Origin of the sequence: Streptomyces sp. V4I2, from assembly GCF_030817655.1 — a bacterium.
Lineage (GTDB): Bacteria > Actinomycetota > Actinomycetes > Streptomycetales > Streptomycetaceae > Streptomyces > Streptomyces plumbiresistens.
Genome location: NZ_JAUSZM010000003.1, coordinates 6,989,515 through 7,009,689 on the forward strand (window position 1 = coordinate 6,989,515; position 20,175 = coordinate 7,009,689).

At 69.1% G+C, this 20,175-nt stretch carries 17 protein-coding genes; 11 read left to right on the forward strand and 6 right to left on the reverse strand.

Annotated features, from left to right (window positions below; genetic code table 11):
• Positions 1–93 precede the first annotated feature (93 nt).
• On the forward strand, positions 94–483 hold the full coding sequence (locus QFZ76_RS33095; RefSeq protein WP_307677132.1) for a VOC family protein: 390 nt from the start codon (positions 94–96) through the stop codon (positions 481–483).
• Between the two features lie 61 nt (positions 484–544).
• Positions 545–1,048, forward strand: coding sequence for a DinB family protein (locus tag QFZ76_RS33100; protein WP_307677133.1), 504 nt, complete (start codon positions 545–547; stop codon positions 1,046–1,048).
• A gap of 140 nt (positions 1,049–1,188) precedes the next feature.
• Here QFZ76_RS33100 and QFZ76_RS33105 read toward each other — a convergent pair whose 3' ends face one another.
• From QFZ76_RS33105 to QFZ76_RS33125, 5 genes are all read right to left on the reverse strand, one after another.
• Positions 1,189–2,235 carry an ABC transporter ATP-binding protein gene (locus QFZ76_RS33105; RefSeq protein WP_307677134.1) on the reverse strand — a complete coding sequence of 349 codons (1,047 nt, stop codon included), beginning with the start codon at positions 2,233–2,235 and terminating at the stop codon, positions 1,189–1,191.
• Between the two features lie 26 nt (positions 2,236–2,261).
• Entirely contained in the window at positions 2,262–3,299 is a 1,038-nt protein-coding gene (locus QFZ76_RS33110) for an ABC transporter ATP-binding protein (RefSeq protein WP_307677135.1), read from the reverse strand.
• 71 nt (positions 3,300–3,370) lie between these two features.
• The gene (locus tag QFZ76_RS33115; protein ID WP_307677136.1) at positions 3,371–4,351 is read right to left on the reverse strand and encodes an ABC transporter permease; all 981 of its coding nucleotides are present in this window, start codon (positions 4,349–4,351) and stop codon (positions 3,371–3,373) included.
• 98 nt (positions 4,352–4,449) lie between these two features.
• Positions 4,450–6,207 carry an ABC transporter substrate-binding protein gene (locus QFZ76_RS33120; protein WP_307677137.1) on the reverse strand — a complete coding sequence of 586 codons (1,758 nt, stop codon included), beginning with the start codon at positions 6,205–6,207 and terminating at the stop codon, positions 4,450–4,452.
• An 84-nt stretch (positions 6,208–6,291) separates the two neighbouring features.
• Entirely contained in the window at positions 6,292–7,317 is a 1,026-nt protein-coding gene (locus tag QFZ76_RS33125) for an ABC transporter permease (RefSeq protein WP_307677138.1), read from the reverse strand.
• A gap of 483 nt (positions 7,318–7,800) precedes the next feature.
• Here QFZ76_RS33125 and QFZ76_RS33130 point away from each other — a divergent pair, with 483 nt between their 5' ends.
• From QFZ76_RS33130 to QFZ76_RS33150, 5 genes are read left to right on the forward strand one after another with little or no spacing between them, the layout of a single operon-like run.
• Complete coding sequence (locus tag QFZ76_RS33130) at positions 7,801–9,435, forward strand: ABC transporter substrate-binding protein (protein ID WP_307677139.1); 1,635 nt, start codon at positions 7,801–7,803, stop codon at positions 9,433–9,435.
• 6 nt (positions 9,436–9,441) lie between these two features.
• A complete protein-coding gene (locus tag QFZ76_RS33135) occupies positions 9,442–10,365 on the forward strand; it encodes an ABC transporter permease (protein ID WP_307677140.1) in 924 nt (307 codons plus the stop codon).
• Positions 10,358–11,371 (forward strand): ABC transporter permease, encoded by a 1,014-nt coding sequence (locus QFZ76_RS33140; protein WP_307677141.1) that lies wholly within the window; start codon positions 10,358–10,360, stop codon positions 11,369–11,371. The genes QFZ76_RS33135 and QFZ76_RS33140 overlap by 8 nt, the downstream gene beginning before the upstream one ends.
• Before the next feature lie 9 nt (positions 11,372–11,380).
• Positions 11,381–12,355, forward strand: coding sequence for an ABC transporter ATP-binding protein (locus QFZ76_RS33145; RefSeq protein ID WP_307677142.1), 975 nt, complete (start codon positions 11,381–11,383; stop codon positions 12,353–12,355).
• Positions 12,348–13,397 (forward strand): ABC transporter ATP-binding protein, encoded by a 1,050-nt coding sequence (locus tag QFZ76_RS33150; protein ID WP_307677143.1) that lies wholly within the window; start codon positions 12,348–12,350, stop codon positions 13,395–13,397. The genes QFZ76_RS33145 and QFZ76_RS33150 overlap by 8 nt, the downstream gene beginning before the upstream one ends.
• A 160-nt stretch (positions 13,398–13,557) precedes the next feature.
• On the opposite strand, the gene QFZ76_RS33155 is transcribed toward QFZ76_RS33150, so the two are convergent.
• Positions 13,558–15,678, reverse strand: a complete 2,121-nt coding sequence (locus QFZ76_RS33155; protein ID WP_307677144.1) for a S9 family peptidase — start codon at positions 15,676–15,678, stop codon at positions 13,558–13,560.
• A 190-nt stretch (positions 15,679–15,868) separates the two neighbouring features.
• On the opposite strand from QFZ76_RS33155, the gene QFZ76_RS33160 reads away from it, so the two are divergent.
• The 4 genes from QFZ76_RS33160 (at position 15,869) to QFZ76_RS33175 (ending at position 20,165) form a co-directional block, all read left to right on the forward strand.
• Positions 15,869–16,063: a hypothetical protein gene (locus tag QFZ76_RS33160; RefSeq protein ID WP_053749487.1), complete on the forward strand. Its 195-nt coding sequence runs from the start codon at positions 15,869–15,871 to the stop codon at positions 16,061–16,063.
• Positions 16,064–16,084: 21 nt separating this feature from the next.
• Positions 16,085–16,966 carry an N-acetyl-1-D-myo-inositol-2-amino-2-deoxy-alpha-D-glucopyranoside deacetylase gene (gene mshB, locus QFZ76_RS33165; protein ID WP_307677145.1) on the forward strand — a complete coding sequence of 294 codons (882 nt, stop codon included), beginning with the start codon at positions 16,085–16,087 and terminating at the stop codon, positions 16,964–16,966.
• Positions 16,963–17,376 carry a DUF6113 family protein gene (locus QFZ76_RS33170; RefSeq protein ID WP_307677146.1) on the forward strand — a complete coding sequence of 138 codons (414 nt, stop codon included), beginning with the start codon at positions 16,963–16,965 and terminating at the stop codon, positions 17,374–17,376. The genes mshB and QFZ76_RS33170 overlap by 4 nt, the downstream gene beginning before the upstream one ends.
• Before the next feature lie 158 nt (positions 17,377–17,534).
• A complete protein-coding gene (locus QFZ76_RS33175; RefSeq protein WP_307677147.1) occupies positions 17,535–20,165 on the forward strand; it encodes a hypothetical protein in 2,631 nt (876 codons plus the stop codon).
• Positions 20,166–20,175 lie beyond the last annotated feature (10 nt).

The following is a 20,175-nucleotide window of genomic DNA, read 5'->3' on the forward strand; positions in this document are numbered from 1 at the left end:
CTGCCACAAGGGGGTGCGGCGGATGACAGGATCGGGGGTTCGTACGGTCTTGTCGGTTCGGTCTTGGTCGTACGGCCTTGAAGGGAGCGGGAGTTGCTGCACCACGTGGAGCTGTGGGTGCCGGATCTGGAGCGCGCGGTCGGCTCCTGGGGATGGCTGCTGGAGCGGCTGGGCTACGAGGAGTACCAGAGCTGGGCCGACGGGCGCAGTTGGCGGATGGCGGACACGTACATCGTCCTCGAACAGTCGCCGGCGCTGCGTCTCGGCGAGCCGTACGACCGCATGCGCCCCGGCCTCAACCACCTCGCCTTCCACGTGCCGAGCCGCGCGGACCTCGACGCGCTGATCGAGGCGGCGCCGGAACACGGCTGGACCCTGATGTTCCCGGACCGGCATCCCTACGCGGGCGGGCCGGAGCACTACGCCGGCTACCTGGAGGACGGGGACGGGTTCGAGGTGGAGCTGGTGGCGCGGAAGAACTGAGCGAGGACCGATTCGCTTAATCGTTCGACAGGCGGGTGCCGGTCCGGGAGCATCCTCGTCGATGACAAGAACCGACACTCCTCCCGCGTGGGACGAACGCACCCAGCTGACCACCTTCCTCGACTACGCCCGCGACACCGCCCGCGCCAAGTGCGAGGACGTCTCGGCGGAGAACGCGCGCAAGGCCCCGCTGCCGGGTTCGCCGCTGATGACCGTGAGCGGACTGATCAATCACCTGCGCTGGGTCGAGTACTACTGGTTCCAGGTGGTCTTCCTCGGTGAGGAGGACGAGGGGCCCTGGACCGACGAGGACCCCGACCGCGAGATGCGCATCGCCGTCGACTTCCCGCTCCCGGACCTCTTGAAGGAGTACGCCGAACAGGCGTCCCGATACCGCGAGTTGGTCGCCGCCCACGACCTGGACACCAAGGCCAAGCGCACCATGCGCGACGGCGTCCGGGCCGACCTCCGCTGGATCCTCCTCCACCTGACCGAGGAGACGGCACGGCACAACGGGCACCTGGACATCCTGCGGGAACTGGTCGACGGCACGACGGGCGTGTAGGCGACGAACGGCCGTAAAGGTGAAGGCCCGCGCCTGGGTGGGCGCGGGCCTTCGTCCCCTGGAGCGGACGTTCGTGGGCTCGGGTCAATGGGCCGGAAGGTCCGTTCCGCTGTGGAGGCGGCTGACGGTGAAGAGGTGTGTCAGACCGCCGCCTGGGGGTCCTTGGAGAGGCGGGGGGCCGGAACGGTTCCCTCCGTCTCGGGGTAGTGGCAGGCGGTGAGGTGACCGGGCTTGTTGCCCTCGACCTGGACCAGCGGCGGGGCCTCGCTCGCGCACTTGTCCGTCGCCTTCCAGCAGCGGGTGCGGAAGCGGCAGCCGGAGGGCGGGTTGATCGGGGACGGCACGTCGCCCTTGAGGAGGATGCGCTCACGGGCCGGGACGTCGTCCGCGGTGGCCTCGGGTACGGCGGACAGCAGGGCCCGCGTGTAGGGGTGGCGCGGATTGCCGTAGAGGTCGTCGCGGTCGGCGATCTCCACGATCTTGCCGAGGTACATGACCGCCACGCGCTGCGAGAAGTGGCGGACGATCGCGAGGTCGTGGGCGATGAAGACGAAGGCGATGCCCAGGTCCTTCTGGACCTGCTGGAGCAGGTTCACGACCTGTGCCTGGATGGAGACGTCCAGCGCCGAGACCGGCTCGTCGGCCACGATCAGCTTCGGCTCCAGGGCCAGCGCGCGGGCCACCCCGATGCGCTGGCGCTGGCCGCCGGAGAACTCGTGCGGGAAGCGGTTGTAGTGCTCAGGGTTGAGGCCGACGATCTCCAGCAGTTCCCGGACGCGTTTCTCGCGGCCGCCCGCCGGGTTGATGTCGTTGATCTCCATCGGACCGGCGATGATCTTGCCGACCGTCTGCCGGGGGTTCAGGGACGCGTACGGGTCCTGGAAGATCATCTGGATCTCGGACCTGATCGGCGCCAGCTCCTTGCGGCCGGCGTGCGTGATGTCCTGGCCGCGGTACGAGACCTTGCCGCCCGTCGGCTCCAACAGCCGCGTGATCAGCCGTCCGGTCGTGGACTTGCCGCAGCCGGACTCGCCGACCAGGCCCAGGCTCTCGCCCTCGGCGACGGAGAAGTCCAGCCCGTCCACGGCCTGTACGGCACCGACCGTGCGCCGGATCGGGAAGCCGCCCCTGATCGGGAAGTGCTTGGTCAGACCGCTGACGTCCAGGAGGGGGTTCGCGTTGCTCATGATCTTGAAGTCCCGTCTCGTGTCCGTCAGTTGTGCCGGGCTACGGCGAAGTCGGCGAAGAATTCCCGGCGCTGGTCCGGCGTGAGGTGGCAGGCGGAACCCCGGCCGGCCACGACCTCCAGGGCCGGCTGCTCGGTCGAGCAGAACCCGCCCGCGACCTTCTCGGCGAAGGTGCACCGCGGGTGGAAGCGGCACCCCGACGGCGGGTTGAGCAGGGAGGGCGGAGAGCCCGGGATCGGTGACAGCGGCACGTCGACCGGACCGTCCAGGCTCGGCATCGAGTTCATCAGGCCCAGCGTGTAGGGGTGCTGCGGGCTGCGCAGTACTTCCTTCTTGGTGCCGCGCTCCACGCACCGGCCGCCGTACATCACCAGCACGTCGTCCGCGATGTCGGCGATGACACCGAGGTCGTGCGTGATGAAGACGATCGCCGTCCCGAACTCCTGCTGGAGATCCTTGAGCAGGTCCATGATCTGCGCCTGGACCGTCACGTCCAGGGCCGTCGTCGGCTCGTCCGCGATCAGCAGCTCGGGGTCGCACACCAGCGCCATCGCGATCATCGCGCGCTGGCGCATGCCGCCGGAGAACTGGTGCGGGTAGTCGTCCACCCGCACGTCCGGCTGGGGAATCCCGACCCGCTTCAGCATCTCGACCGCCCGCGCCCGGGCCTCCTTCTTGGAGGCGCCGGTGTGCTTGCGGTACGTCTCGCCGATCTGCTTGCCGATGGTGTGGTACGGCGACAGCGAGGCCAGGGCGTCCTGGAAGATCATCGCCATCTTGTTGCCGCGCAGCCGCTCCAGCTCCCGCTCGGAGGCGGTGAGCAGCTCCTTGCCGTCGAGCAGGATCTCCCCGTCGATCGCGGTGCGGGCACGGTCGTGCAGGCCCAGGATCGTCAGGTTGGTGACGGACTTGCCAGAACCCGACTCGCCCACGATGCCGAGCGTCTTGCCCTTGGCGACGTCGAAGCTGAGGCCATCGACGGCCTTGACGATGCCGTCCTCGGTGGAGAAGTGGACTTTCAGGTCCCTGACGGAGAGGAAGGACTGCTGATCGGTGCTCGTCACGGGGACGCTCCTGGGGGATGGTGCGAGAGTCGCCGGGTGGGGCGGTGGGAGGAAGATGGCTGGGGCGGAGGTCAGGCGAGCCGGATCCGCGGGTCGATGAGGGCGTAGACGGCGTCCACGATGATGTTGGCGAAGACGATGCCGGCGGCCGCGACGACCGTGACGCCGAGCAGCATGGGCAGGTCGCTGTCGGTGACCGCCCGGACGGCGAGCGTGCCGATGCCCTGGAGACTGAACGTCGACTCGGTGATGATCGCGCCGCCGATCAGCGTGCCCATGTCGATGCCGAAGATGGTCACGATCGGCCCCATGGCACCGCGCCAGGCGAAGCGGAAGAAGACCGAGCGCCGCGACAGGCCCTTCGCGCGGGCCGTGCGCACGTAGTCCTCGCTCAGCTGCTCCACCAGCTGCGAGCGGGTCATACGGGTGTAGTTGGCCGTGAAGATGATGGACAGCACGATCCACGGCAGCAGGAGGCCGGAGACCCAGGCGCCCGGGTTCTCGGTGAACGGCGTGTACGAGGGCTGGCTCAGGATGCCGGCCTGCTGCACCAGGAAGAACATCGCGATGTAGCCGACGAAGTAGATCTGCATCGACGAGCCGAGCAGCGAGAACGAGCTGGCGATCTTGTCCAGCGCCTTGCCCTGCTTGACCGCGGCCACCATGCCCGCGCCGATACCGACGATCAGGAAGAAGAAGGCCGCACCGAAGGCGAGGGACAGCGTCGTCGGGAAGCGGTCCATGATCGTCCCGAAGACCGGCTCGCTGTTGGTGAACGAGTAGCCGAGGCACGGCGCGTCGCAGTGCCCGACGCCCGTGTAGTCACGGCCCACGAAGATGCCCTGCAGCCAGTGCCAGTACTGGACCGGCATCGGGTCGGCGATCCCGAGGTTCTGCCGTACCTGCGCGAGCAGTTGGTCGTCACAGACCTTGCCGCAGGCCATCCGCGCCGGGTCACGCGGGATGGCGTAGAAGAGGAAGAAGGTGACGGCGCTGATGATCAGCAGAATGACGAGTGCGCCGAGCACTCGGCGGACCAGGAAACGGAACATGGGGTGAGACTTTCCGGACGGGGCGCCGTCGCCGGGGGTGTGGGGAGCGTGGACGGGGCCGGGGCGGCGGTCGCGAGAACCGCCGCCCCGAGGAGACGTCAGGCCTTGGCGAAGACCTTGCCGATGGCGACGCAGGTGTCGCCGGCGTTGTAGACGACGCCGCCGACCTTGGAGCCGTAGAAGTAGTTGCGGACCGGGTTGTAGTCCGGGACGCAGGCGGCGAGCTCCATGATCTGCTTGTCGATCGCGCCCCAGGCGGCGTTGGCCTTGTCCGGGTCGGTGATGGCGGTGGCCGTGGCGATGGCCTTGTTCACGCTGGTGTTGTTCAGCTGCGACCAGTTGACGCCGCCGTCGGAGATCTGGCTGCCGTCCCAGCAGGGCTGGATGACCGCGTAACCGGCCGGCCAGTCCGGGCCCCAGCCGGCGGCGAACATGTCGAACTTGTTGTCCAGCTGGCCGATCTGGCTGTAGAAGGTCGTCTTGTCGACCTGCTGGGTCACCACGTCGAAGCCGGCCTTGGTGAGGGCGGTCTTGATGGTGACGGCCGACTTGACGGCCTGGTCGGACTGCTGGAAGGCGATGACGATCTTCTGGCCCTCGGCACCGGCCTCCTTCAGGAGCGCCTTGGCCTTCTCCGGGTCACCCATCGGCTTGGTCTTCTTGCCGTACAGGTCGAAGTCCGTGTGGCCCGGGGTGAGCGGGGAGATGATCGTGGTCGCGGTCGCGGTCACGGCCGAACCACCGCGCAGCTGCTTGAGCTGCGCCGCGGGCCACGCCCAGTTGAGGGCCTGGCGGACCTTGACGTCCTTGACGCGGGTCAGGTTGATCGGGAAGTAGTAGCAGGTCGTGTCGACCTGGGTCAGCACGCGCTTCTTCAGCGTGGCGTCGCCGAGCACCTTCGAGACGCGCTCGGGAGCGACCTCGTTGAGCAGGGAGAGCGAGAACTGGTCGTTGCCCGAGTCCGCGATGTAGCGGTCCGTGGAGGCCAGCGACTGGAAGCCGAACTGCATGACGACCTTGTCCGGGTAGCCGTTGCGGACCGGGTCCTTGTCGGCCTCCCAGTGCTCGTTGCGCACCAGGGTCAGGGACTTGTCGATGCTGCGGGACTGGATCTTGTACGGGCCGCAGGAGTAGGGGCGCTTGTCGTACTTCTTCTGCGTGTCGTGCTTCTTGGGCACGATCGCGAAGCCGCGCATGGCCAGCATGAACGGGAAGTCGGCGTGCGCTTCCTTCAGCCGGAAGGTGATGGTGCTGCCGTCGACCTCGAGCGAGGACAGGTGCTTGCCCTCGTAGGGGCCCTTGTACTTGTCGCCGCCCTCGAGCCAGCCCTGCGGGTAGCGGGGACCCTCGGTGACGAAGGAGGCGAAGAGGCGCTCGAAGGTGTGGCGGACGTCGTCGATGGTGACGTCGGCGCCGTCCTCCCACTTCACGCCGTCCTTCAGCGTGAAGGACCAGGTCTTGCCGCCGTCCTTCACGGTGCCCGCGTCCGTGGCGAGGTCGCCGACCAGGGTGGTGTTGCCCTTGGAGTCGACCCGGTAGCCGGTCAGACCGCGCAGGAACAGGACCGAGCCGGCACCCGTGTACGACGAGTAGATCTGCGCCGGGTCCAGGTGGTCGAAGTCGATCTGGTCGAGGGTGTAGATCGTGCCGCCCTTGACCGCGCCCGGCATCTCCGGGGCGGGGCCCGCGGAGTCGGCCTTGGTGCCGACGGTGATCTCGGCAGCCTTGCCCTGGGGTGCCTTGGTGGAGCTACCGCCGCTGCCACCGGCGTTGCCGCTGCTGCACGCGCTCAGGACGGTGGACGCACCTGCAGCCACGGTGGTGGCTATCAGGAAGTTTCTGCGGGAAAAGGACATGGCTACCTGCCTAGACGTGATGGATGAGAGAGACGGGCTACGAGCTGTCGGCGACCGGACGACGATGACCGGGCCGGGTAGGACTCAGCGCTTGGACTTCGGGTCGAGTGCGTCGCGTACCGAGTCGCCGAGCAGGTTGAAGGCGAGGACGAAGATGATCATCGAGACGCCCGGGAAGATCATGAACGTGATGTCTTCCGTGTAGAACTGCGCGCCGCGCTGGATCATGACGCCCCAGTCCGGGGTCGGGTCGATGATGCCGACGCCGAGGAAGGCGAGGCCCGCCTCCGCGGTCACGAAGGCCGGGAGGGCGAGGGTGGACTGGATCAGGATCGGAGTCCACAGGTTGGGCAGCAGTTCCTTGAAGATGATGCGGGCCGGCGAGGCCCCGGTCACCTTCGCCGCCTCCACGAACTCCCGCTCACGAAGGGCCAGTACCTGGCCGCGCAGCAGGCGGGCGATGGACGCCCAGCCGAAGGCCGTGAGGACGAGGATCAGGCAGGTGGCCCGCAAAGAGGTGGGGATCTCGTCGTCGGGGGCGACGAAGAGGCCGTACACGACGGGCATGAAGGCGATGAAGAACAGCGTGGACGGGAACGACAGCAGGATGTCGATGACCCGGCCGATGAGGTAGTCGGTCCTGCCGCCGAGGTAACCGGCGGTGATGCCGATGACCACGCCGATGATGGTGACCAGGACCGTGGTGGCCGTCGCGATGAGCAGCGAGGTGCGGATGCCGTACAGGAGGAACGTGAAGACGTCGCGGCCCAGTGCCGGTTCGATGCCGAACCAGAAGTCGCCGTCGATGCCGCCGTTCGGCTTGAGCGGGAAGCCGGCCTCGTTGAGCAGGCCGGTCTGCTCCTGGCCGTACAGCGTGTACGGGTCCTTGCCGTAGAGCGAGGCGATCAGCGGAGCGCATATCGCGATCACGAAGAAGAAGATCACGATGCACGCGGAGATCACGCCCGTCCGGTCCCGCTTGAAGCGGGTCCAGGCGAGACGGCCCGGGGAGCGGCTCTCGGCGCCCTTGAGGGTGGAGGACGCCGCAGGCTTCTCGACGGTCTCGTCGGTCACCTCGAGCGGGGCAGCCGCAGATGTTGGGGGGGTCATGGTGCTCCTGGCCCACGGAAAAGTCCGATGACTCCGCAGGGCACTCCCCTACGGGCTACGCCGGACTTTTTCAACGCAATTCGTTCAAGGTCAATAAAATCTGAGTCGACTTGGGCGTCTCTTTACGTTCTTTGCCTTTCCATGACTCTTCCGTAGCTACGCGTGTAGCGTGCCGTGATCGACTCGTGTCTTACATCGGGCTAACTGGACCAATCGGTCAATGAGTTCGATATGCGGACGCCGCTGTGTCGGAATGCGTACACCGAGACGTTCCTTTCCAACGGTTCGGTATCGCTTGCCGAAGATCCATTGCGCCCTTTGGTGAAGATCCATTGCTTCGGAACCGGATCGTCCGCTTCAGTGTCCCGTTCGGGTGCGTGCATCCGGATGGCGCGTACCTCCAAAGGCCCGAGCCCGTGTGCGGTATCCATCCTTTGCCCCGATATTTGCCGGTAACGGACCGGCATTCATAGGAGGCACTCCATGCGCGGAGCCACGCACGCCAGATGGGCCGCCTGCGCGGCGGCGGCAGCGCTCGCCGCGACGGCCTGCGGGGGCGGTGACAGCGACACCGGCGGCAGCGGCGACACCGGCGCGGTGCTCAGTTCCTCCTGGGGAGACCCGCAGAACCCGCTGGAGCCGGCCAACACCAACGAGGTGCAGGGCGGCAAGGTCCTCGACATGATCTTCCGGAGTCTGAAGAAGTACGACCCGGAGACCGGCAAGGCCGAGGACATGCTCGCCGAGAAGATCGACACCTCGGACTCGCAGAACTTCACCGTCACCATCAAGGACGGCTGGACCTTCAGCAACGGCGAGAAGGTCACGGCCAAGTCCTTCGTCGACGCCTGGAACTACGGCGCGAGCCTGAAGAACAACCAGAAGAACGCGTACTTCTTCGGTTACATCGAGGGCTACGACAAGACCCACCCCGCGAAGGGCAAGCAGAGCGCCGACACGCTCTCCGGCCTGAAGGTCGTCGACGACAGGACCTTCACGGTCAAGCTCAGCCAGAAGTTCTCGACCTTCCCCGACACCCTCGGCTACCCCGCGTTCGCCCCGCTCCCGCGCGCCTTCTTCGACGACCACGACGCTTGGGTGAAGAAGCCGGTCGGCAACGGGCCCTACACCGTCGACTCGTACACCAAGGGCTCGCAGATGTCCCTGCGGGCCTGGGACGGCTACCCCGGCCCGGACAAGGCGCAGAACGGCGGCGTGGACCTGAAGGTCTACACCGACAACAACACCGCCTACACCGACCTGATGGCCGGCAACCTCGACCTGGTCGACGACGTCCCCGCCGCCCAGCTCAAGAACGTCAAGAGCGACCTCGGCGACCGGTACATCAACACCCCGGCCGGCATCATCCAGACGCTCTCCTTCCCGTTCTACGACGAGGCCTGGAACAAGGCCGGGACGGAGAAGGTCCGCACCGGACTGTCCCGGGCCATCAACCGCGAGCAGATCACCGAGACGATCTTCCAGAAGACCCGCACCCCCGCCACCGACTGGACCTCCCCGGTCCTCGGCGAGGACGGCGGCTTCAAGGAAGGCCTGTGCGGGGACGCCTGCGAGTACGACGCCGACGCCGCCAAGAAGCTGATCAAGGAGGGCGGCGGGCTCCCCGGCGGGCAGGTCAAGATCACGTACAACACGGACACCGGGTCCCACCGGGAGTGGGTCGACGCGGTCTGCAACTCCATCAACAACGCGCTCGACAACGACAAGGCCTGCGTCGGCAACCCGATCGGCACCTTCGCCGACTTCCGCAACCAGATCACCGACGAGAAGATGCCCGGCCCGTTCCGCGCCGGCTGGCAGATGGACTACCCGCTGATCCAGAACTTCCTGCAGCCGCTGTACTACACCAACGCCTCCTCCAACGACGGCAAGTGGACCAACAAGGAGTTCGACCAGCTCGTCGACGAGGCCAACGCCGAGACCGACACGGCGACTGCGGTGGAGAAGTTCCAGCAGGCCGAGGAGGTCCTCAGGGACGACATGGGCGCCATCCCGCTCTGGTACCAGAACGGCAGCGCCGGCTACTCGGACCGGCTGTCCAACGTGAAGCTCAACCCCTTCAGCGTCCCGGTCTACAACGAGATCAAGGTCGGCTGAGCGTCCATGGGACGGTACGTCGTCCGGCGGCTGCTCCAGATGATCCCGGTCTTCGTCGGGGCCACCCTGCTGATCTTCCTCATGGTGAACGTGATGGGCGACCCCATCGCCGGCCTGTGCGGGGAGCGGCAGTGCGACCCGTCCACGGCCGCCCAGCTGGAGAAGGAGTTCGGCCTCGACAAGCCGGTCTGGCAGCAATACCTGACCTACATGGGGAACGTCTTCACCGGCGACTTCGGCACCGCCTTCAACGGCCAGGAGGTCACCGAGCTGATGGCGACGGCGTTCCCGGTCACCATCCGGCTGACGATCGTCGCCATCCTCTTCGAGATCGTCATCGGCATCACACTCGGGGTCATCACGGGACTGCGGCGCGGCCGCCCCGTCGACACCTCGGTCCTGATGTTCACCCTCGTCGTGATCTCGGTCCCCACCTTCGTCACCGGTCTGCTGCTCCAGCTCCTCCTCGGCGTCGAATGGGGCTGGATCAAGCCGTCGGTGTCGGCGGAGGCCACCTTCGGCGAGCTGATCGTGCCGGGCCTGGTCCTCGCCTCGGTCTCCCTCGCCTACGTCACCCGCCTGACCCGCACCTCCATCGCGGAGAACAAGCGGTCCGACTACGTGCGTACGGCGGTCGCGAAGGGGTTGCCTCGTCGCCGGGTGATCACCCGGCACCTGCTGCGCAACTCGCTCATCCCCGTCGTCACCTTCATCGGCACCGACATCGGTGCCCTGATGGGCGGAGCCATCGTCACCGAGCGCATCTTCAACATCCACGGCGTCGGCTACCAGCTCTACCAGGGCATCCTCCGCCAGAACACCCAGACCGTCGTCGGCTTCGTGACGGTCCTCGTCCTGGTGTTCCTGGTCGCCAACCTGATCGTGGACCTCCTGTACGCCGTACTCGACCCCAGGATCCGCTATGCCTGAGCCCCTGCCGCAGGAGCCGTACACGTCCGGCGGGGGCCGGGCTCCCGAGGACGGAGCGATCGCCGCGACCGGCATGGGCGGCGCGATGGACCTGGCCACCAGCGAGGGCGAGACCCTCGAGAAGCGCCCCGGCGGCCCGGACGGCACGGGCCCCTGGGACCGGCCCCGCTCCCTGTGGTCCGACGCCTGGCGCGACCTGCGCCGGAACCCGGTCTTCATCATCTCCGGCCTGGTGATCCTCTTCCTCGTCGTCATCTCGATCTGGCCGTCGCTGATCGCCTCCGGAAGCCCCCTCAGGTGCGACCTCGCCAAGGCCCAGGAGGGCTCCCAGCCCGGAGCGCCGTTCGGCTACGACGGCCAGGGCTGCAACGTCTACACCCGTACCGTCTACGGCGCCCGTACGTCCGTCACGGTCGGCGTCTGCGCCACGCTCGGGGTGTCCCTGCTCGGCTCGGTGCTGGGCGGGCTCGCCGGGTTCTTCGGCGGGCTCTCCGACTCGTTCCTGTCCCGGATCACCGACGTCTTCTTCGCGATCCCGGTCGTCCTCGGCGGTCTGGTCCTGCTGTCGGTCGTCACCAGCAACACCGTGTGGCCGGTGATCGGCTTCATGGTGCTGCTGGGCTGGCCGCAGATCTCCCGCATCGCCCGCGGCTCCGTCATCACCGCCAAGCAGAACGACTACGTCCAGGCCGCCCGGGCGCTGGGCGCCTCCAACTCCCGGATCCTGCTCCGGCACATCATGCCCAACGCCATCGCGCCGGTGATCGTCGTGGCGACCATCGCGCTCGGCACCTACATCGCGCTGGAGGCGACGCTGTCGTACCTCGGCGTCGGGCTGAAGCCGCCGACCGTCAGCTGGGGGATCGACATCTCCGCGGCCTCCTCCTACATCCGCAACGCCCCGCACATGCTGCTCTGGCCGGCGGGAGCGCTGGCGCTCACCGTGCTCGCGTTCATCATGCTGGGCGACGCGGTGCGCGACGCCCTCGATCCGAAGCTGAGGTGACCCGCCGTCATGCTGCTCGAAGTGCGTGACCTGCACGTGGAGTTCCGGACCCGGGACGGGGTCGCCAGGGCCGTCAACGGTGTGAACTACGGCGTGGACGCGGGCGAGACCCTCGCCGTGCTCGGCGAGTCCGGCTCCGGCAAGTCGGTGACCGCGCAGGCGATCATGGGCATCCTCGACATCCCGCCGGGGCGGATCACCGGCGGCGAGATCCTCTTCCAGGGCCGGGATCTGCTGAAGCTGAAGGAGGAGGAGCGGCGCAAGGTCCGCGGCGCCGAGATGGCGATGATCTTCCAGGACGCGCTGTCGTCGCTGAACCCCGTGCTCTCCGTGGGCGACCAGCTCGGCGAGATGTTCGTCGTCCACCGGGGCATGTCGAAGAAGGACGCGCGGGCCAGGGCCGTCGAGCTTATGGACCGGGTCCGCATCCCCGGCGCCGGGGCGCGGGTGCGCGACTACCCGCACCAGTTCTCCGGCGGTATGCGCCAGCGCATCATGATCGCGATGGCGCTGGCGCTGGAACCGGCGCTGATCATCGCCGACGAACCGACGACGGCCCTGGACGTGACGGTCCAGGCCCAGGTCATGGACCTGCTCGCGGAGTTGCAGCGCGAGTACCACATGGGGCTGATCCTCATCACCCACGACCTGGGTGTGGTCGCGGACGTGGCCGACCGCATCGTCGTCATGTACGCGGGCCGGATCGTGGAGTCGGCGCCGGTGCACGACATCTACAAGGCGCCCGCGCACCCGTACACCCGGGGCCTGCTGGACTCCATCCCGCGCCTGGACCAGAAGGGCCAGGAGCTCTACGCCATCAAGGGCCTGCCGCCCAACCTCATGCACATCCCGCCGGGCTGCGCCTTCAACCCCCGCTGTCCCATGGCCCGGGACGTGTGCCGTACCGACGAACCCCCGCTGTACGAGGTGTCGGACGACCGGGGCAGCGCCTGCCACTTCTGGACGGAGTGCCTGCATGGCTGAGCCGATTCTGGAGGTCAGCGGGCTGGTCAAGCATTACCCGCTCACCACGGGCATCCTCTTCAAGAAGCAGGTCGGCGTGGTGAAGGCCGTCGACGGCGTCGACTTCATCCTGAACCGCGGCGAAACCCTCGGCATCGTCGGGGAGTCCGGCTGCGGCAAGTCGACGGTCGCCAAGATGCTGGTCAACCTGGAGCGGCCGACGGCCGGTTCGATCAAGTACAAGGGCGAGGACATCGGCAGGCTGTCCGGCCGCGCCCTGAAGGCCGTACGCCGCAACATCCAGATGGTCTTCCAGGACCCCTACACCTCGCTCAACCCCCGGATGACGGTGGGCGACATCATCGGGGAGCCGTACGACATCCACCCCGAGGTGGCCCCGAAGGGCGACCGCCGCCGCAAGGTCCAGGAGCTCCTGGACGTCGTCGGCCTCAACCCCGAGTACATCAACCGCTATCCCCACCAGTTCTCCGGCGGCCAGCGCCAACGCATCGGCATCGCGAGGGGGTTGGCGCTGCGCCCGGAGGTGATCGTCGCCGACGAACCGGTCTCGGCCCTGGACGTCTCGGTGCAGGCGCAGGTCATCAACCTGATGGCGAGCCTCCAGGACGAGTTCGACCTCTCGTACGTCTTCATCGCGCACGACCTGTCGATCGTCCGGCACATCTCTGACCGGGTCGGGGTCATGTACCTCGGGCGGATCGTCGAGATCGGCAAGGACGCCGAGATCTACGACCATCCCACGCACCCGTACACCCAGGCGCTGCTGTCCGCGGTCCCCGTGCCCGACCCGGAGGCCCGCGAACACCGGGAGCGGATCATCCTGGCGGGCGACGTGCCGTCCCCGACCAACATCCCCTCCGGCTGCCGCTTCCGTACCCGCTGCTGGAAGGCGCGGGAGCGGTGCGCGGTGGAGGTGCCGGCCCTGGCGGTCCCTGCCGAGTTCCGCCACGTCCCCGGCCCGGCGGCCCACGACTCGGCGTGCCACTTCGCGGAGGAGAAGCAGGTGGTGCCCCCGGACGATCACACAGAGGGCTCGGCATAGTCGTACAAATGCACCGCAATCGCGTTTACAAGCAGGCAACTCGGCTGACCCGATCCCGATATACGGACGCGTCAGTCTGAACAACGTACGGCCGTGCGGGTGCCGTAAACGGGCCGGAGCGCGCCATGTCGCTCCGGCCCGTTGCCGTACCCAGCGCCCTCTACGCGAGCTTCAACGACCGCTTGAGGAAGTCCAGTTGAAGCCGCAGCAGGTTCTCGGCGACCGTCTCCTGCGGGGTCATGTGGGTCACGCCGGACAGTGGCAGCACCTCGTGCGGGCGGCCGGCGGCCAGCAGGGCCGAGGACAGTCGCAGTGCGTGGGCGACCACCACGTTGTCGTCCGCCAGGCCGTGGATGATCATCATCGGGCGGTGCGGTTCCACGGCGTCGACCAGACCTGCGTCGTCGAGCAGGGAGTTGCGGCGGTAGACCTCCGGCTGCTCGTCGGGGTGGCCCAGGTAGCGCTCCTGGTAGTGGGTGTCGTACAGCCGCAGATCCGTGACCGGGGCGCCCACCACGGCCGCGTGGAAGACGTCCGGGCGGCGCAGGGCCGCGAGCGCGGCCAGGTAGCCGCCGAAGGACCAGCCGCGGATCGCGACCCGGTTCAGGTCGAGCGGGAAGTCGGCGGCGAGGGCCTGGAGCGCGTCGACCTGGTCCTGCAGGACCACCTCCGCGAGGTCGTCCCTGACCGCCTTCTCCCAGGCGGGGGAGCGGCCCGGAGTGCCCCGGCCGTCCGCGACGACCACCGCGAACCCCTGGTCGGCGAACCACTGCGAGGTCAGGTGCGGATTGTGCGCGGCGACCACCCGCTGGCCGTGCGGACCGCCGTACGGATCCAGCAGCACGGGAAGGGGAGTGTCCCCGTCGTAGTCAGTAGGCATAAGCACGGCGCACGGGATTCGTCGTGCGCCCCCCTCGGTGAGCGTCACGCGCGGGGACATACCGGGATCTTCGGCGTACGAGGTGACAGTCGCCACCGGCTTGCCGTCGCGCAGCACCTGGACGCGGGCGCCCGGCCGGTCCAGCGCGGCGGACACCAGTACGGTCACGCCCCCGGCGCGCACCGCCGAGTGCACGCCGGGTTCCTGTGAGAGGCGTTCCAGGCCGAGCTCGTTGACCCGGTAGACGTGCACCTCGCCCGTCTCCGGGGACTCGGCGTCCTCGCCGGCCGACGCGGAGACCAGCACGTCGTCGTCGGCGACGTCCAGCACCGCCCGCACGTGCAACTGGGCTCCCGTCAGTGGCCGTTCACCGACCGCCAGGACCCGCGCACCTCCCTCGTCGGCGATGCGCACCAGCTGTCCGGAGGGGCTCCAGGACGGCACTCCAGGGAAAAGATCCAGCCAAATTGGATCTTCGTCCGCGTGCACCATCCGGGTCGTGCCGGTCTCCGGATCCACGGCCAGATACAGCTGACTGCGCTGGTCGCGCGCTTGTACGAGCAGCAGTGGCGCACCCGCCGCTGACCAGTGCACATGCGCCAGATACGGATAGCGCGCCCGGTCCCAGACGGCCTCCGTGCGCGCCCCGTCCAGGCCGATCACGAAGAGCCGTACCTCCGCGTTGTCGGTGCCCGCCGCCGGGTACGGCACGTGGTGTGGCTCACGCTCCGGGTGGGCCGGATCGGAGATCCACCACCGCCGCACCGGCGTGTCGTCCACGCGCGCGACCAGCAGCCGGTCCGACTGCGGCGACCACCAGAAGCCCCGCGAACGGCCCATCTCCTCGGCCGCGATGAACTCCGCCAGACCATAGGTGACCTGCTCCGACTCGCGTTCCGCCAGCGCCCGGTCACCCTCGCCCTCCGCGCCCACCACCCGCAGGGCGCCCTGCGCCACGTACGCGACGTGCCGTCCGTCGGGGGAGGGGCGCGGGTCGATCACCGGTCCGGGCACCCGGAGTTCACGTGCCGTGCCGGCCCGCAGCTCCGCCGTGAAAAGCCGCCCTGACAAGGCGAAAGAGGCCAACTCGACGGCGGAGTCGGTGGCGTAGCCGACCACGCCGGCACCGCCCTCACGGCTGCGTTCGCGCCGCGCCCGCTCCTCGGGCGAGAGGTGCTCCTCGGTGCCGCCCAGGAGGGCGCGCGGGTCCGCCGCGACGCGCTCCCCGGCGTCCGGAAGGTCGAGGACCCAGAGCGAGTTGGCCCGGTCCGTGCCGGAGCTCGAACGCAGGAAAACGACACGGGAACCGTCGGGCGCCACGGTGAACGCGCGTGGCGCGCCGAGCGTGAATCGCTGGGTGCGGGCGTGCCGACGGGGGAAGGAGTCAGGCTCGGTCGTCATGCCTCGACCATATTGGCCGTGCGCCCCCTTGTGAGGCTGTGCGCCGATCGATGCGCACGTACGGATAGTTATGATCACTAGCGCATAGTGGGTATCAACCTGCTGGCTTCTTGTATGGATTTATCTGCCCCCATAGTTCCGTTCCCCGTCCGACCCCCCACGTCCCTGGGTTCTTTGGAGGTGAGCCGCCGTGGCACTCTCGATTTCGGCGGTGGTGCTGCTGGCGATCGTCGTCTTCCTTCTGATCAAGAAATCAGGGCTGAAGGGAGGTCATGCGGTCGTGTGCGTCCTGCTCGGCTTCTACCTGGCTTCGTCCACGGTGGCCCCGACGATCAGTGAGCTGACGACGAACATCGCGGGCATGATCGGAAGTATCAAGTTCTGACCAGCCCTTTAGAGTGGCCCCATGACGGAACTGCCCGCCCGGCGTCTGCTGCTGGTGCACGCGCACCCGGACGACGAGTCGATCAACAACGGCGCGACCATGGCCAGGTACGCGGCCGAGGGTGCCCGGGTGACACTGGTCACCTGCACCCTCGGTGAACGCGGCGAGGTCATCCCGCCCGGGCTCGGGCATCTGACCGGCGCCGCCCTCGGCGAGCACCGGCTGCGCGAGCTCGCGGCCGCGATGCGTGAGCTCGGCGTCGAGGACTTCCGGCAGCTCGGCGGCGCGGGGCGCTACCAGGACTCCGGGATGATGGGCCTCGCCGACAACGACGACCCGGGCTGCTTCTGGCAGGCCGACGTCGACGAGGCGGCCGCGCGGCTGCTCGAGGTGATCCGCGAGGTACGGCCGCAGGTCCTCGTCACCTACGACGAGAACGGCGGCTACGGCCACCCCGACCACATCCAGGCCCACCGCGTCGCCATGCGCGCGGCCGAGCTGGCCGCCGAGGCGGGCATCGGGATCGCCAAGGTCTACTGGAACCGGGTGCCGCGCTCAGTCGCCGAAGACGCCTTCGCGCGGCTCGAGAGGGAGCTGCCCGGCCTCCCCTTCACCAAGGCGGCGGTCATCGACGACGTACCGGGCGTGGTGGCCGACGAGCACGTCACCGCCGAGATCGACGGCACCGCCCACGCCGCCGCCAAGGCCGCCGCGATGCGCGCGCACGCCACGCAGATCACGGTCGCCGACCCGTACTTCCTGCTCTCCAACGAGCTCGCCCAGCCCCTCTTCACCACCGAGTACTACGAGTTGGTGCGCGGGGAGCGGGCGGCGTCGGGCTCGCGGGAGACCGACCTGTTCGCCGGTGTCGAGGAGATGTCCGGTATCGAGGAGACGTCATGAGTGACCGGACGACCTCTGCGCTGGCCCAGCCCTTGCAGCGGCCCTCCTTCGGGCGGGCCGCCGCCTACCTCGGGCTCATCGTGCTCGGCGCACTGGTCGGCGTGGCCGGATCACTGGTGCAGTCCGGCTGGTTCCCGGGCGGGCTGCTGCTCGGTCTCGCCGGCGAGGCCGGGCTCTGCCTCGGCGGAGCGAGAGCCACCGGCAGCCGGGCCGGGGCCGTCGCGCCCGCCGGCGGCTGGATCGTCGCGGTCATCCTGCTCACCGCCAGCCGGCCGGAAGGCGACTTCGTCTTCGCCGCGGGCAGCGGGTCCTACCTTTTCCTGCTCGGCGGGATGGCCGTTGCTGTGATCTGCGCCACGCTTGCCCAGGGGCGGCAACCGGACGGCGATGGCGTCCGACTTGGGAAGTGACGTACCACTTCGCCGTACGGAGCGCGTGGGAGTCCGGTGATGGTTTCCCCGGCGGTCGTGGGATACACGCCAGAAGTGGCCAGTATGGTGGTGCGCGCCGCCGAGCCGCCCGAGAGAGGTCGTAACGCGGGCGGCGGAGCCAACCGGGAGAACCTGCCTTGAGTCGTGAAACTGACAGTCCGTCCTCCGGGCCCAACGGGCGCGGCGGAGCCGCATACCCCTCGGGCACGCCGCCGTACGGGACGCCCACGGCTTCCGACGGCGGTGCGGACGCGGGCCGTTCGGCCGCGCAGCCGGAGGAACGCAAGACCGAGACCACGCTGACCACCCGGATCCGGATCAACATCCCCGGATCCCGGCCCATTCCGCCGGTCGTCGTGCGCCAGACCGTCCCCGATGCCGAGGGTTCCGACGGCAACGGCACGGACGACGCCGAGGCGCCGGCGCCGGGCCCTGCCATGCCCACGGGCGCCGACGAGTCTCCCGCCGAGGGCGCCCCGGGCGCCGACGAGAAGACGAGCGACTGGTTCGCGCCCCGCAAGTCCGGGCCCGCCAAGGGCAGTCCGGGCGGGGGCTCCACCAACGGGGCCGGTACGCCGGGCGGTTCCGGTCCCGCGAGTGCCGCGGGCGCCGGTACGCGTCCCGGTGGTGCCCGGCCCGGTGGGGTGGTCGGCTCCATGAGCGTGCCGGGCGGCTCCCGGTCCGGCGGAGCGAACGGCTCCCGCCCGGGTGGCACGAACGGCTCCGGGGCCCCCGGTGGTGCCACCGGCGGCCCCGTCGCCCCCGGCCACGGCGGCGGCACCGGCTCCTTCGACGTGACCGAGGCGCTGTCCGCGGGCGGCCCGCAGCCGGGCGGCTCCCGCCCCGGCCCGGGCCGCGACGACCTGCCGTACTTCTCGGAGAACGGTGCCGGTCCGCACGGTGCCGGTCTGAACGACGGTGGTCAGAACGGCGGTGCTCAGAACGGCACCGGCGGTCAGAGCGCGCTGAGCGGTTACGACACCGATCTGAGCAGCTACGGCGGTCCGAACGGCCAGAGTCCCTACGGCGGCCCGAGCGGCCCCGGCGGCCCGAGCGGTTTCAACGGCCCGAACGGCCCCGGTGGCCCCGGAGGTCCGGGCGGCGGGCAGGGCCCCGCGGGCCCGACCGGCGGTCCGGTCACCGGCGACGGTCCGATCGTTCCGCCCGTCGGCGGGGTGAGCGACACCCTCGGCGGCTCCTACGACTTCAACGGGCCTGGCGGCATCGGCGGGCCCGCAGGCCCCGGTGGTCCCGGTGGTCTCTCCGAGGGCCGCGGCCCGGGCGGTCCCGGCGGTCCCGGTTCGCGCTCCGGGCGTTCCGGACCTGCCGGCCCGGGTGGTCCCGACAGCCGTGGCGGACCCGCGGGCCCTGGCGGCCCCGGTGCGCCACAGGCCTTCGGCGGTCCGACCGGCCCCGGCGGGTCTCCTGCGCTCGGCGGCCCCACCGGTCCTGGTGGATCTCCTGCCCTGGGTGGTCCGACCGGTCCCGGCGGGTCTCCCGCCCTCGGTGGTCCCACCGGCCCCGGCGGCACCCCTGCCCTCGGCAACCCCGCCCTCGGCGGCCTCGGCCCCGGCGGCGGTATGAGTGACGACACCGCGATCCTCACCCCGCAGAAGCCCGCCCCCGAACCCGGCGGCCACGGCTTCGGCGGTGCCTCCGACAACGTCTCCGGGCACACCGTCACCAGCGGCATCCCCGTCGTGCCGGCGGACCGCAACGGAACCTTCCCGCCGGGCGCCCACACCGACGCCCTGGCGCCCCACGCGGCCCCGAAGCCCGAACCCGGCCGGCAGGCCGCGCCCGCCGCGTCCAAGAAGCCCAAGAAGAAGGGCCGCAACAAGCTCGCCCTCCTCGGCACCGGCGTGATCGTCATCGCCGCGGGTGCCTACGGCGCCGGGCTGCTGATGAACAGCTCCGACGTGCCCAAGGGCACCACCGTGCTCGGCGTCGACATCGGCGGCGGCACCCGGGACGACGCCGTCGAGAAGCTCAACAAGGCCTTCGACGGCCGGGTGAACAAGGACCTGAAGCTCACGGTCGACGGCAAGAGCGTCACGCTCAAGCCGGAACAGGCCGGGCTCCAGTTCGACATGGCGGCCACCGTCAGCGGGGCGGCGCACAGCGACTACAACCCGGTCTCCGTGATCGGCTCGCTGTTCGGCAACCACCGGGTCGTCGAGCCGGTCATGCCGGTCGACGAGGAGAAGCTGCAGGTCGAACTCCAGGACACCGCGGGCGGCACCGGCTCGGCGACCGACGGCACCATCGAGTTCAAGTCCGGCAAGGCCGTTGCCGTGTACGGCAAGGCGGGCAAGGGCGTCGACGTCGCCAGGTCGACCGAGGCGATCGAGGAGGCGTACCGCACCCAGGTGGAGACCGGCACGGCCCCCGCGGTGACGCTCCCGACGACCACCAAGCAGCCGACGATCTCGAACGCCGAGGTCGACCGGATGATGAAGGAGTTCGCGGAGCCGGCGATGTCCGAGCTCGTCACCGTGCAGACCGACGCGGCGCACAGCATCGATTTCGGCTCCTTGTCACTGCCGAAGATCCTCGGCTTCAAGGCCGTCAACGGAAAGCTCGTGGAGACGTACGACCTCGAGGCGCTCAAGGAGGCGTACGGCACCACCTTCGACGGCGTGCAGATCGAGGGCGCGAGCGGCAAGCGTGACGTCCTGCCGCAGGACGTCGCCTCCGCGCTGGGCAAGGCTCTGCGCGGCAAGACGACGGCGGAGCGCACCGTGGTCATCGACACCAACCCGAACTGACCGACCGAAC

Coding starts and splice junctions, on each gene's coding strand:
- QFZ76_RS33100 (WP_307677133.1), top strand. CDS start 545: ATGACAAGAACCGACACTCCTCCCGCGTGGGACGAACGCACCCAGCTG.
- QFZ76_RS33105 (WP_307677134.1), bottom strand. CDS start 2,235: ATGAGCAACGCGAACCCCCTCCTGGACGTCAGCGGTCTGACCAAGCAC.
- QFZ76_RS33115 (WP_307677136.1), bottom strand. CDS start 4,351: ATGTTCCGTTTCCTGGTCCGCCGAGTGCTCGGCGCACTCGTCATTCTG.
- QFZ76_RS33120 (WP_307677137.1), bottom strand. CDS start 6,207: ATGTCCTTTTCCCGCAGAAACTTCCTGATAGCCACCACCGTGGCTGCA.
- QFZ76_RS33125 (WP_307677138.1), bottom strand. CDS start 7,317: ATGACCCCCCCAACATCTGCGGCTGCCCCGCTCGAGGTGACCGACGAG.
- QFZ76_RS33130 (WP_307677139.1), top strand. CDS start 7,801: ATGCGCGGAGCCACGCACGCCAGATGGGCCGCCTGCGCGGCGGCGGCA.
- QFZ76_RS33135 (WP_307677140.1), top strand. CDS start 9,442: ATGGGACGGTACGTCGTCCGGCGGCTGCTCCAGATGATCCCGGTCTTC.
- QFZ76_RS33140 (WP_307677141.1), top strand. CDS start 10,358: ATGCCTGAGCCCCTGCCGCAGGAGCCGTACACGTCCGGCGGGGGCCGG.
- QFZ76_RS33145 (WP_307677142.1), top strand. CDS start 11,381: ATGCTGCTCGAAGTGCGTGACCTGCACGTGGAGTTCCGGACCCGGGAC.
- QFZ76_RS33150 (WP_307677143.1), top strand. CDS start 12,348: ATGGCTGAGCCGATTCTGGAGGTCAGCGGGCTGGTCAAGCATTACCCG.
- QFZ76_RS33155 (WP_307677144.1), bottom strand. CDS start 15,678: ATGACGACCGAGCCTGACTCCTTCCCCCGTCGGCACGCCCGCACCCAG.
- mshB (WP_307677145.1), top strand. CDS start 16,085: ATGACGGAACTGCCCGCCCGGCGTCTGCTGCTGGTGCACGCGCACCCG.
- QFZ76_RS33170 (WP_307677146.1), top strand. CDS start 16,963: ATGAGTGACCGGACGACCTCTGCGCTGGCCCAGCCCTTGCAGCGGCCC.